The following is a 12,527-nucleotide window of genomic DNA, read 5'->3' as shown; positions in this document are numbered from 1 at the left end:
TAGAGAGGAGCGATTAAGGTGAAAGAAGGAAGAGTAAAAAGAATTTTAGAAGCTATGAAGGCAAATGATATACCTCAAATGTTAGTTTCTTCACCTGCATCAATATTTTATTTAACAGGTAAGTGGATATCACCTGGAGAAAGAATGATAACACTTTACTTAAATACAAAGGGTGAACAAAAATTTATAGTAAATGAATTATTTCCAATAAATGAGGACTTAGGTATTGATATTTTATGGTACAACGATACTATGAATCCAATAGACATCTTAGATAAGATAATAGATCATGAAGAATTATTAGGAATAGATAAAGATTGGAAGGCACATTTCTTAATTCAATTATTAGATAGAAAGTCAGCAAAGAAATTTGTTAATGGATCTCCTATAGTTGATAGAGTTAGAATGAGAAAAGATGATGAAGAAATAGCTTTAATGAAAGAAGCTTCAAGAATAAATGATATTGTAGTAGAAAAAGCAATAAAGAGTTTAAAAGAGGGTATGACTGAAAAAGAAGTAGTAGAAGTTTTAGGAAAAGGTTATGCTGAATATGGATGTCAAGGATATTCTTTTGAACCAATCGTTGCTTTTGCAGCTAATGCAGCAGATCCACATGCAGAGTCAGGAGAACAAAAATTAGAAAAAGGTATGGGAGTTCTAATAGATACTGGATGTAGAAAAGATTATTATTGTTCAGATATGACTAGATGTGTATTCTTTGGTGAGCCAACAGAACATCAAAAAGAAATATTTAATACAGTTTTAGAAGCTAATAAAAAAGCTATAGATATGATTAAACCAGGAGTTAGATTCTGTGATATAGATAAAGCTGCTAGAGACGTTATAGAAAATAAAGGTTATGGCAAGTATTTCACTCATAGAACAGGGCATTCAATAGGAATAGAAACTCATGATTTTGGTGATGTTGGATCAACTAATACTGATGAAGTTAAACAAGGTATGATTTTCTCAGTAGAACCAGGAATATATCTTCAAGGAGATATGGGAGTAAGAATAGAAGATTTAGTATTAGTAACTGAAGATGGATGTGAAAGATTAAATCACTTAAATAAAGAACTAGTTGTTATTAAATAATAATTAAAATAAAAAGAAACATTCTTCAATTGAAGAATGTTCTTTTATTTTTAAGTAATTTAAATTTTTCTAATTATTAAGCACTAAATAAAATACCTGCTATAGTAGCTGTCATACAAGTAGCTAATACACCACCTAAAAGTGCTTTGAATCCTAACTTAGCTATAGTTGGTTTCTTTTCTGGAGCTAATCCACCGATACCACCTAATTGTATAGCAACTGAACTTAAGTTAGCGAATCCACAAAGAGCATAAGTTAATATCATTATAGTCTTAGGTTCTAAAGTACCATTTGCTATATAGTTTGATAATTGTGAGTAAGCTAAGAATTCATTAACTGCTAATTTAATTCCTAGTAAGTCTCCAGCTACGAAAACATCTTTAGTTGGAACTCCCATTATAAATGCTAATGGAGAGAATAATCTACCAAGAATCCAGTTTAAGCTTAACCAAGGTGCACCAAATACTCCACCTATTGCTCCGAATAAAGCATTAATCATAGCTATAAGAGCAACAAATGCAAGAAGCATAGCACCAACATTTAAAGCTAATCCTAAACCTTCTGAAGCACCATTTGCAGCAGCTTCAATAACATTTTCGCTTTCAACTTTAAGGTCTAAAGTTCCGCCACCTTTAGTTTCAGGAACTTCAGTTTCTGGAACTAGTATTTTAGCTAATATTAATCCGGCAGGAGCTGCCATGATTGATGCTGCTAATAAGTTACCAGCGTTAACACCCATAGCTACATAACCAGCCATAACACCACCGGCAACAGTAGCCATACCACCTACCATAATTGCACATATTTCTGATTTAGTCATGTTCTTTATGTATGGTTTAACTAGTAGAGGAGCCTCTGTTTGGCCTAAGAAGATATTACCAACTGCACTGAAAGTTTCAGCACCACTTGTTCCTAATGCTTTAGAAACACCTTTAGCAATAACTTTAACTACTACTTGAACTATACCTAAATGATAAAGTACACTCATTAATGATGAGAAGAAGATAATAGTTGGTAAAACTTGTAGAGCAAATATCATACCGAATTTGTCTGTATCAAGTAATGGTCCAAATAAGAATGAACTACCTTCTTTAGTAAAATCTAATAACTTAGTTATTCCGTTACTAATCCATTCAAATACTGCTCTACCAGCAGGAACTTTTAGGATTAATAAAGCGAAAATAATTTGTAATAAAAGACCTGTTCCAACCAATCTCCAGTTGATCTTCTTTCTATTTTCAGAAAAAAGAACAGCTATACCAATAATACAAATAAGACCGATTACACCAATAAACCTATCCACATTTATTCTCCTTTTCTTATGTTTTTATACTAGTTTTATATTTAACAAAAGTTAAAAAATATATTTATTTAACTTTTTATTAAATCTCTTTTATAATGTTAGTCATTAACTCTATAAATGTCTTTCTAACTTTAGCTGAAGTTTCCATAACTTCTTCATGATTAAGTGGTTGTTCTAAGATACCGGCAGCCATGTTAGTCATGCATGATACACCTATAACTTTCATTCCACTGTGGTTAGCTATTATAACTTCAGGAACTGTTGACATACCAACTGCATCTGCTCCTAATATTCTAGCCATTCTTACTTCTGCAGGAGTTTCGTAAGTTGGGCCACTAAACATAGCATAAACACCTTCTCTTACTTCTATTCCTAAATTTTTAGCTATATCTTTAACTTGTGATCTTAATTCCTTATCATATGCATTTGACATATCAGGGAATCTAGTACCGAACTCACTTAAGTTTTTACCTATTAAAGGATTTGATCCTGATAAATTTAAGTGATCTGATATTATCATTAAATCTCCAGGAGTATAATCTTTGTTAACTGCTCCAGCGGCATTAGTAACTACTAAAGTTTCAACTCCTAATAATCTCATTACTCTTACTGGACAAGTAACCTCTTGCATTGAATAACCTTCATAGTAGTGGAATCTTCCTTGCATTGCAACAACTTCTTTGCCTTGGAATTTTCCTATAACTAATCTTCCAGCATGACCTTCAACTGTAGATACAGGGAAGTTTGGAATTTCATTATATGGATAATATTCTGCATCTTCGATTTGATCAGCTATAGCTCCTAATCCAGATCCTAAGATTAATCCTATTGTTGGATTATATTTGCTTTTACCTTTTATGTACTCAGCAGCTGTTTTAATTTTGTTTGATAAATCCATAAATCTACACCTCTTAATGAAAAATTTGTTTTAGTAATAATTTTAATTGTGGAATATTTCTAATATGTGGTAACGCTTACTTTAAAATGTATAAAATTCTAAATTAAACTTATAATTATTTTATTAACTTCTCAGAACCTTTTAAAACAAGTTCAGGAGTTATTGTTATACTATTTAATTCTTTTTTGGAGTTAGTATTTAAAGAGTCTATTAATAAATTCATACTAATCTCTCCAAGTTCTCTAGTTGGACCATTTATATGGCTAAGATTTACACCTAATGTATCTAATATAGGTATATTGTCAAAAGAAATTAATGAAATATCTTTTGATAACTTAAGGTTTGCTTCTCTTAAAGCTTTTAAGCAACCTAAAGTCATAAGATTATTACATACAAAAATTGCTGAAGGTCTATTTTTCATTGATAAAATTTCTTTAGTACATTCATATCCACTTTCTTCTTCATAATCTCCGTAAAAAATCAGTTCACTATTTATTGGGATATTGTTCATTATCAATGCTTTTTCATAGCCTAATAATCTATCTTGAGCTGGTTTAGATGTCATACGACCAGTAATTATAGCTATATTATTATGATTAGCCTTAATTAAAGCTTCAGTAGCATCATAGGAACCTTTAATGTTGTCCACAAAAACGCCGTTAAAATTATGATATTTAAGACTACCATCAACCAATATAACTGGTATCCCTAAATTTGTAATAGCCTTTAAATATTCACTATTTAAATCATTTTCAACGGAGGTTGGACAAATTATAATACCTCTAATTCTTTGTTCTTTTAATGTATTAATAGCTTTTATTTCTTTATCAATACTTTCACTAGAATCACAAAGAATTAAATTAAGGTTATTTGCTTCTGCAACATCACTTATTCCTTTTATTATTGATCCAAAGAATGGATTTGTAATATCAGGAACTATAACTCCAATAGTATTAGTAACATTTTTTGAAAGGCTTCTAGCAATGGCGCTAGGAGTATAATTATATTTATTTATAACTTTCATAACTTTTTCACGAGTTTCATCTTTAACATAGCCAGAATTATTTATAACTCTTGAAACTGTTGCTAAAGAAACGCCCGCTTCTTTTGCAATATTATTAATGGTCACAGACATGATATTCTCCTCCTTGTACATTATTATAGATTAACTAACAAAATAATTAAACAAATATTTTCCTGTTAAAAAATTAAATTTTAATTAAATGTGTTATCGCTTACATAGGATTGCACAAAAAAAGGAGAATCACTATATGTAAATGATAACATTATTTTTAACATAATGCAAATAAAAAAAGACTATTTTATTAAAAAATAGTCTTTTTTTATTTTATTTTAAGAAAAGTTCACCAACTTTAACTACATCGCCAGCTCCGACTGTTAAAAGTAAGTCGCTTTTTGATAAGTTAGCCTTTACATATTCTAATGCCTCTTCATGAGAGTGTACATTTGTACATTTAACTCCATGAGCTCTTATAGCGTCTCCTAATTGATTTGAATTTATTTCTCCTAAATCTTTTTCTCTAGCTGCGTATATATCCATTAAAACAAGCTCATCACAATCATCAAAGCATTTAACAAAATCATTGAAAAGAGTTTTGGTTCTTGTGTAAGTATGTGGTTGGAACACACATATTATTCTATTATGATTCATTTTTTTAGCTGTACTTAATGTAGCTTTTATTTCAACAGGATGATGAGCGTAATCATCAATAACAGTTACATCATTTTTAGTACCTTTATATTCAAATCTTTTATGAGCTCCTCCAAATGATGATAGTCCTGAAACTATTGCATCAGCATTTATATTAAATATTTCTGCTAAACATATAGCTGATAATGAGTTTGATACATTATGCATACCAGGTACATTTAAAGAAAGAGAAAGAATTTTTTCTTCATGTCTAAACACATCGAAAGTAGTACAACCTTTTTCATTAAACTCTATGTTTCTAGCTTGTATATCCCCGTTGTTAATTCCATAAGTTAATACATTACATTTAGCTACTTCAAGAACTTCCATAACTTTTTCATCATCAGCATTTCCTATGATGTATCCATCATTAGGTATAAGTCTAACGAATTGTTTAAATGTATCTTTTATATGATTTATGTCCTTATAGAAATCTAGATGATCTGCATCTATGTTTAATATTATTCCAACATAAGGGAAGAATCTTAAGAAACTTTGTTTATATTCACAAGCTTCTGTTATAAAGTATTCACTGTTTCCAACTCTAAAGTTTCCATGAATAATATCTAAATCTCCACCAACTAATATTGTAGGATCTAAATCTGCGCTAAGGGCAACATGTGAAATCATTGAAGTAGTAGTAGTCTTTCCATGAGTTCCAGCTACAGCAACATTGAATTTATGACCTTTCATAATTTGTCCTAAAAATTCAGCCCTGTCCATTAAAATAAGATTATCCTCTTTAGCCTTAATTATTTCAGGGTTATCGCTAGGTATTGCTGCAGTATATACAACTACATCAACATCTTGTAAATTATCTTTACTATGACCTATGTATATTTTTGCACCTTCTTCTTTTAATCTATTAGTAATTTCTGATTCTTTTGAATCAGATCCTGAAACTTTGTAACCAGCGTTAAGTAATACAGCGGCTAAACCACTCATACTAACTCCACCAATTCCTATGAAATGAACTTTTTTATTAATATCTTTTAATAAATCGAAAGCCAAGATATCAACTCCTTTACTTATATACACTAATAATTATATACACTTTTTTGGAAAAGCACACAAAAAAATTCTTTTTAAAATTATTTTATGAAAATTTATTTGTTTTAGTGCAAAAATAATTTACAAATACTTATATAATAACTTAATAATTATCAAGAAAAAAGTCTTAAAATTCGCAATGAGTGATACATAACTGGTTAACAGTATTAACAAAGTTTGTTATAATTATTTTAAATGCAGAATAAGAAGGAAAATATTTATAAAAATATATGTGTTTTATAAAGAATAAAATATGAATTATAAGTGGAAAATATATACTGGAAATTTATATAGGTCAGGTGATTAATATGGAGAAGTTAAGTAGAAATAGTAGAGTATCGATTATAACAAAAGTTCTTATAGAAAATCCTAATAAAATAATAGGATTAAATAAGTTTTCAGATCTTTTAAACGCAGCTAAATCAACTATAAGTGAAGATATAGTTATTGTTAGGGAAGTATTAGCTAAATTTTCTATGGGAAAAGTTGAGACAATAGCTGGTGCAGCTGGTGGAATAAGATATATTCCAGAAGTAGGAGAAGTAGAAAAAAGAAAGTTTTTAGAAGAGTTATGTGAGATTGCAAGTGAAAGCAATAGGGTTGTTCCAGGTAATTTTTTATATGTTACAGATATAATGTTTAATCCAAGTATAATAAGTAAAGCTTCAATTATATTAGCATCTTATTTTCAAGATATGGATATAGATTATGTAATAACTGTGGAAACTAAGGGAGTTCCATTAGCATATGAAGTAGCGAAATGCTTAGGAGTACAATTGATAACAGCAAGAAGAGATAGTAAAGTAACAGAAGGATCTACAGTTTCAATAAACTATGTTTCAGGAACATCAGGTAAGATACAACAAATGTGTTTATCTAGAAAATCATTAAAGCAAGGAAGTAAATGTATATTTATAGATGATTTTATGAGAGGTGGCGGAACTGCTAAGGGTTTAGTTGATCTATTAAAAGAATTCGATTCTGAGCTTATGGGAATTGGAGTATTAATAGATAATAAATTATCAACAAATAAAATAACTAAAGACTACGTATCTTTAATTGATATTGTTGAGATAAATGAAGATGGAGTGAAAATGGTACCATCTATGTAATTTCTAACAGTTGTTGTGTTAAAGAATAATTTACAAAAAATATGAAAAAAAGAAGGATTTCTATATTTTTCATAGAATATACATAATAACAACAACTGGAGGTGTACCATAATGAATATTACAGATGTAAGAATTAGAAAAATATCTGCAGAAGGCAAAATGAAAGCCATAGTTTCAGTAACTTTTGAAAATCAATTTGTAGTACATGATATCAAAGTGATAGAGGGACAAAATGGACTTTTCATAGCAATGCCTAGCAGAAAGACACCAGATGGAGAGTTCAAGGATATAGCTCACCCTATAAATACGGAAACTAGAGAGCAAATTCAAAAAGCTATTCTTGATGAATATGAAAAGGTTAAAAACTTAGAGGTACAAGAATAATTTTAATAAAAGGAAGATATCTTCCTTTTATTTTTTTTGTATAACATAACAGATTGTATGTAAATGGCATTAATAAGTTATTATTGAAATAAGCAATTTATTAACATATAATTGAAAATGAGAAATTTGAAGATTTCTTAAAAAAAGAAGAGATTAAATTTAAATAGTATAGCTTATATAATAAAATGAGTATCACAAAGAGGTGTTTTTATGAATAAATGTGCTATAATATTAGCAGCAGGTCAAGGAACTAGAATAAAATCTAAGTTACCAAAAGTTCTACACAAAGCTTGTGGAAAAGAAATGGTTAATCATGTTATCGATGCTATGAGAAATGCAGAGATAGAAGATGTTAATGTAATAATAGGAAAAGGTGCTGAATTAGTTAAAGAAAGAACTACATCAAGAAATGTTAGTTATTCTTTACAAGCAGAGCAGCTAGGAACTGGCCATGCTGTTAAATGTGCAAAAGACTTTTTAGAAGGAAAAACAGGAGTAGTAGCTATATTCACAGGAGATGCTCCTTTAATAAAGCCTGAAACTGTTAAGAATTTAGTTGATACACATATCAATGAAAAGAATTCAGCTACACTGCTAACATCAGTGATAGAAAATCCAACTGGCTATGGAAGAATAGTTAGAAATGGTGAATCAGTTGAAAAAATTGTAGAACATAAAGATTGTAATGAACAAGAAATAAAAATACAAGAAATCAATGCAGGAATGTATTGTTTTGATATAGAAAGTTTATTAACTTCTTTAGAACAACTTTCAAATGACAATGCTCAAGGAGAATATTACTTAACAGATGTTATAGAAATATTAAAGAAAGAGAACAAGAAAGTTGGAGCAATGATCACAGATTTTGAAGAAACTTTAGGGGTTAATTCAAGAGCTGAGCTTGCTAAAGTTGAAAGCATAATGAGAAATAGAATAAATAGAACTCATTTAGATAATGGAGTTACTATAATAGATCCTCTAAACACATATATAGAATCAGAAGTAGTTATTGGTAAGGACACTATAATCTATCCAGGTAATGTTATAGAAGGAAAAACATTAATTGGAGAGGATTGTGTTTTATATCCTAATTCAAGAATTAACAATAGTACAATAGGAAATGGTGTTGAAATTCAAAGTTCAGTTATTTTAGATAGTAAAATAGGTGATGAAACAACTGTAGGACCATTTGCTTATGTTAGACCAGAAAGTAATATTGGAGAACACGTTAGAATTGGTGATTTTGTTGAAATTAAAAAATCAACAATTGGAAATAATACAAAGGTATCACACTTAACTTACATTGGAGACGCTGAAGTTGGAGAAAGATGTAACTTTGGATGCGGTACAGTTGTAGTTAACTATGATGGAAAGAAAAAACACAAAACAATCATAGGTGATGATTCATTTATAGGATGTAATACTAATTTAGTTTCACCTGTAGAAGTAAAAGATAATACTTATATAGCTGCAGGGTCAACAATAACTAAAGAGGTTCCAGAAGGAAGTTTAGCAATAGCAAGAGCTAAACAAAAGAACATAGAGGGCTGGGTTGAAAGAAAAAAGCTTAAATAAGCATTAAATATACAAATGCCAAAGGCTAGGTTTAATTTTAAGGAGGTCTTCACTAAATGGAAAATCATTCAAAAAACATAAAAATATTTACAGGTAATTCTCATCCAGAATTAGCTAGAGAGATTGCAGAGGCGCTAAACATTCCTCTAGGTAAAGCTGAAGTTGGTACTTTCAGTGATGGAGAAATATCAGTAAATATAAAAGAAACTGTTAGAGGTTGCGATGTATTTATAGTTCAATCAACTTGTAGTCCTGTAAATAATAACTTAATGGAGTTATTAATAATGATAGATGCATTTAAAAGAGCATCAGCAGGAAGAATAAATGCGGTTATACCTTATTATGGATATGCTAGACAAGACAGAAAAGCTAAGTCAAGAGATCCAATAACAGCTAAGTTAGTAGCTGACCTATTAACAGCAGCCGGTGCAGATAGAGTTCTTACTATGGATTTACATGCATCACAAATTCAAGGTTATTTTGATATACCGGTAGATCACTTACTAGGATCACCAATTTTAGCAAAATACTTTGTTGATAAAGGACTAGCTGATAGAGATGATGTAGTTGTTGTTTCACCAGATTTAGGTTCAGTAACTAGAGCTAGAAAGTTTGCAGATAAACTTAATGCTCCAATAGCTATAATTGATAAAAGAAGACCAAAAGCAAATGTATCTGAAATAATGAATATAATAGGAGATGTTAAGGACAAAGTTTGTATCTTAATAGACGATATGATAGACACTGCAGGAACAATAACTAATGCAGCTAATGCTCTTAAAGATTTAGGAGCAAAAAATGTATATGCTTGTTGTACTCATGGAGTATTATCAGGTCCTGCATTCGAAAGAATAAATAATAGTGCAATTGAAGAGTTAGTTATGTTAAATACTATAGCTCTTCCAGAAGGAGAAGGTTTAAATAAGTTTAAATCATTATCAGTTGCACCAATTATGGCAGATGCAATAAATAGAATTTATGATGATGAACCATTAAGTGGATTATTCCAAGACTAAAAAAAGAGCGCATATGTCGCTCTTTTTTTTATAAAATCACTAAAAATTGAAACTTTTTTTTAAACAAAAACGTTTAAATTTGATTAAAATGTAAAAATAAAATAATTTTGTTAATTATAAATTGATAAAAATCAATAAATGTTTTACACTTTATTTATATACATTAATAATATGTTAAATGAAAAATATTTCATGTTTTTAAAGTATAAAATTGCACAAAATAAGGACAAATGTAGAATAGTTACAGAAAGGATTTTAAGAGGTGAATTTTATGGAAGGTTTATTAGGAAAGATTTTAATTGTAGACGATGATGAGAATATATGTGAAGTCATAAAAATGTATCTAGAAACTACAGGATATAACGTTAAAGTAGCACATGATGGAAAAGCTGCTAAAGAAGAATTTGTTAACTTTAGCCCTAACCTAGTTGTGTTAGATATGATGCTACCTGGAATTGATGGAATGGAAGTATTAAAGTGGATAAGAAAAGATAGTAACGTTCCAGTAATAATGTTAACTGCTAAAGGAGAAACTTTTGATAAGGTATTAGCTTTAGAAATCGGTGCAGATGACTATGTAGTTAAACCTTTTGAACCAAAAGAATTATTAGCTAGAGTAAAAGCAGTTATGAGAAGATATTCAGGAGAAGAGCCAGATAATGTAGTATTAAACTTCCCAGGTTTAACTATAGATGCTAACTCATATAAAGTTATATACAATGGAGAAGAAGTTAAGACTCCTCCTAAAGAATTTGAACTTTTACACTATCTTGCAAGTAACAAGAATAAAGTTTTCACAAGAGATCAATTATTATGTGAAGTTTGGGGCTATGATTACCCAGGTGATTCAAGAACTGTTGATGTTCACATAAAGAGATTAAGAGAAAAATTAAACGGTGGAGAAGACTGGCAACTTGAAACTGTTTGGGGTGTTGGGTATAAATTTGAGGTGAAATAATGAGATGTCGTGGCTTAGTTCCAAAGTTAATCTTAACACTAAGCGTAACAATATGCATTACTTTCTTTATTGTAGGTATAATACTTTCTAGCTTGTTTAGAGAAGAATATTATCAAGAAAGATTAAAAACTTTATCTGGAGAAGCAGAAGTTATAGAACAAGTTGTAAATTCATTTATGAATAGTGAAACTACTTTAGGTGAATTAGATAAATCTATATCATTTATAGGAGATTCATTAAAAGCAGATATTTATTTAATTGATAGTTATGGTTACATATATTCAGTTTCTAATGAAAAATATGATTATTTAAAGCGCACAAAAATAGATGATGATGATATGAAAACATTAAAGGAGAATATTCCTATAGAGGAGAAGAAGAAAAATGAATTTATATATTCTAAACCTATCTTCTACAAAGGGGTATTTACAGGAGCTGTTTCCATAGTTACTCCTTTAAGTGCTTTATCAGATTCTCTTGTTAGAATTAATCAAATTGTATGGATGTGTGTAGCTATAGCTATAATTTTTTCTGGATTAGCAATATATTTTATTTCAAAAAAGATAATTATAAAACCTTTAAAGGTTATAAATAATGCTGCTAAAAAGATTGCTAATGGAGAAATTGGAAATAGAGTTAATGTTTCTTATGATGATGAGGTTGGTGAATTAGCTGAATCATTTAATATAATGGCAACTTCTATTGAGGAAGCAGAGCTAAATAGAAGAGAATTTATATCTAATGTTTCTCATGAGCTGAGATCACCAATGACATCAATTAAAGGCTTTATAACTGCCATATTAGATGGAGTTATTCCTAAAGATAAAGAAGAATATTATCTTGTTATAGTAAATGATGAGATAAGTAGATTAACTAGACTTATAAATGACTTACTAGATTTATCTGCTATGCAAGCTGGAAAACTAGAGTTTAATATAAGTGAGTTAGAATTAAATAGAATTATAGAGACAACTGTATTAAAGATGAATCAAAAGGCTGCAAGTAAAAATATAAAAATTGAAGTTCTCTTAGAGAGCGAAAAATTATATGTTTATGGAGATAATGATAGATTAATACAAGTTATTACTAACTTAGTTGATAATGCAATAAAATACTGTGATGAAAATGGTGAAGTTAAAATATCAACTAAAACAAAGGGAAGTAAGATTATTGTTAGCATATTTAACACTAGTAAAGGAATAGATGAATATGATTTAACTCATATTTGGGATAGATTTTATAAAGTTGACAAGGCAAGAAGTAATAAAACTAGTACAGGGTTAGGATTATCTATTGTGAGAAATATAATACTGCAACTAGAAGAAGAAATTTGGGCTGAAAATGTCAAAGATAAAAATGGTGAAATAAAAGGTGTTAGATTTAATTTTACTTTAACTAAAGTTAAATAAGTATTGCATAGGGGGT

Annotated in this window: 11 protein-coding genes; 7 read left to right on the top strand and 4 right to left on the bottom strand. The window is 29.3% G+C overall.

Features of this window, described 5'->3' with window-relative positions; translation table 11 throughout:
* The first annotated feature begins 18 nt into the window (after nucleotides 1–18).
* Nucleotides 19–1,095, top strand: a complete 1,077-nt coding sequence (locus ACYUCG_RS11495; RefSeq protein WP_460268657.1) for a M24 family metallopeptidase — start codon at nucleotides 19–21, stop codon at nucleotides 1,093–1,095.
* 76 nt (nucleotides 1,096–1,171) lie between these two features.
* On the opposite strand, the gene ACYUCG_RS11490 is transcribed toward ACYUCG_RS11495, so the two are convergent.
* From ACYUCG_RS11490 to murC, 4 genes are all read right to left on the bottom strand, one after another.
* A complete protein-coding gene (locus tag ACYUCG_RS11490; RefSeq protein ID WP_240298872.1) occupies nucleotides 1,172–2,398 on the bottom strand; it encodes a NupC/NupG family nucleoside CNT transporter in 1,227 nt (408 codons plus the stop codon).
* A 79-nt stretch (nucleotides 2,399–2,477) separates the two neighbouring features.
* Nucleotides 2,478–3,296 (bottom strand): purine-nucleoside phosphorylase, encoded by an 819-nt coding sequence (locus ACYUCG_RS11485; protein ID WP_025647897.1) that lies wholly within the window; start codon nucleotides 3,294–3,296, stop codon nucleotides 2,478–2,480.
* A gap of 115 nt (nucleotides 3,297–3,411) precedes the next feature.
* Nucleotides 3,412–4,431, bottom strand: coding sequence for a LacI family DNA-binding transcriptional regulator (locus ACYUCG_RS11480; protein WP_025647899.1), 1,020 nt, complete (start codon nucleotides 4,429–4,431; stop codon nucleotides 3,412–3,414).
* A 213-nt stretch (nucleotides 4,432–4,644) separates the two neighbouring features.
* Entirely contained in the window at nucleotides 4,645–6,018 is a 1,374-nt protein-coding gene (murC, locus tag ACYUCG_RS11475; RefSeq protein ID WP_460268656.1) for a UDP-N-acetylmuramate--L-alanine ligase, read from the bottom strand.
* Nucleotides 6,019–6,365: 347 nt separating this feature from the next.
* Here murC and purR point away from each other — a divergent pair, with 347 nt between their 5' ends.
* The 6 genes from purR (at nucleotide 6,366) to ACYUCG_RS11445 (ending at nucleotide 12,511) form a co-directional block, all read left to right on the top strand.
* Nucleotides 6,366–7,169, top strand: a complete 804-nt coding sequence (purR, locus tag ACYUCG_RS11470; RefSeq protein ID WP_060795094.1) for a pur operon repressor — start codon at nucleotides 6,366–6,368, stop codon at nucleotides 7,167–7,169.
* A 111-nt stretch (nucleotides 7,170–7,280) separates the two neighbouring features.
* The gene (spoVG, locus tag ACYUCG_RS11465) at nucleotides 7,281–7,553 is read left to right on the top strand and encodes a septation regulator SpoVG (protein WP_057258181.1); all 273 of its coding nucleotides are present in this window, start codon (nucleotides 7,281–7,283) and stop codon (nucleotides 7,551–7,553) included.
* Nucleotides 7,554–7,763: 210 nt separating this feature from the next.
* On the top strand, nucleotides 7,764–9,128 hold the full coding sequence (gene glmU, locus ACYUCG_RS11460; RefSeq protein ID WP_460268655.1) for a bifunctional UDP-N-acetylglucosamine diphosphorylase/glucosamine-1-phosphate N-acetyltransferase GlmU: 1,365 nt from the start codon (nucleotides 7,764–7,766) through the stop codon (nucleotides 9,126–9,128).
* Between the two features lie 56 nt (nucleotides 9,129–9,184).
* Nucleotides 9,185–10,144, top strand: coding sequence for a ribose-phosphate diphosphokinase (locus tag ACYUCG_RS11455; protein WP_060795098.1), 960 nt, complete (start codon nucleotides 9,185–9,187; stop codon nucleotides 10,142–10,144).
* Between the two features lie 271 nt (nucleotides 10,145–10,415).
* A complete protein-coding gene (locus ACYUCG_RS11450) occupies nucleotides 10,416–11,102 on the top strand; it encodes a response regulator transcription factor (protein ID WP_003450635.1) in 687 nt (228 codons plus the stop codon).
* Nucleotides 11,102–12,511, top strand: coding sequence for a sensor histidine kinase (locus ACYUCG_RS11445; protein ID WP_460268654.1), 1,410 nt, complete (start codon nucleotides 11,102–11,104; stop codon nucleotides 12,509–12,511). Before ACYUCG_RS11450 ends, ACYUCG_RS11445 begins: the two co-directional genes overlap by 1 nt.
* Nucleotides 12,512–12,527: the final 16 nt, after the last annotated feature.

It is taken from the genome of Clostridium sp. CTA-17 (assembly GCF_054767895.1).
The sequence above is the reverse complement of the archived record's forward strand: the minus strand, read 5'-3'. Positions and strand labels throughout refer to the sequence as shown.

Bases quoted from the DNA above. Each gene is read 5' to 3' on its own strand.
- glmU (WP_460268655.1), top strand. From the start codon at position 7,764: ATGAATAAATGTGCTATAATATTAGCAGCAGGTCAAGGAACTAGAATA.
- ACYUCG_RS11480 (WP_025647899.1), bottom strand. From the start codon at position 4,431: ATGTCTGTGACCATTAATAATATTGCAAAAGAAGCGGGCGTTTCTTTA.
- ACYUCG_RS11455 (WP_060795098.1), top strand. From the start codon at position 9,185: ATGGAAAATCATTCAAAAAACATAAAAATATTTACAGGTAATTCTCAT.
- ACYUCG_RS11445 (WP_460268654.1), top strand. From the start codon at position 11,102: ATGAGATGTCGTGGCTTAGTTCCAAAGTTAATCTTAACACTAAGCGTA.
- ACYUCG_RS11485 (WP_025647897.1), bottom strand. From the start codon at position 3,296: ATGGATTTATCAAACAAAATTAAAACAGCTGCTGAGTACATAAAAGGT.
- spoVG (WP_057258181.1), top strand. From the start codon at position 7,281: ATGAATATTACAGATGTAAGAATTAGAAAAATATCTGCAGAAGGCAAA.
- ACYUCG_RS11450 (WP_003450635.1), top strand. From the start codon at position 10,416: ATGGAAGGTTTATTAGGAAAGATTTTAATTGTAGACGATGATGAGAAT.
- purR (WP_060795094.1), top strand. From the start codon at position 6,366: ATGGAGAAGTTAAGTAGAAATAGTAGAGTATCGATTATAACAAAAGTT.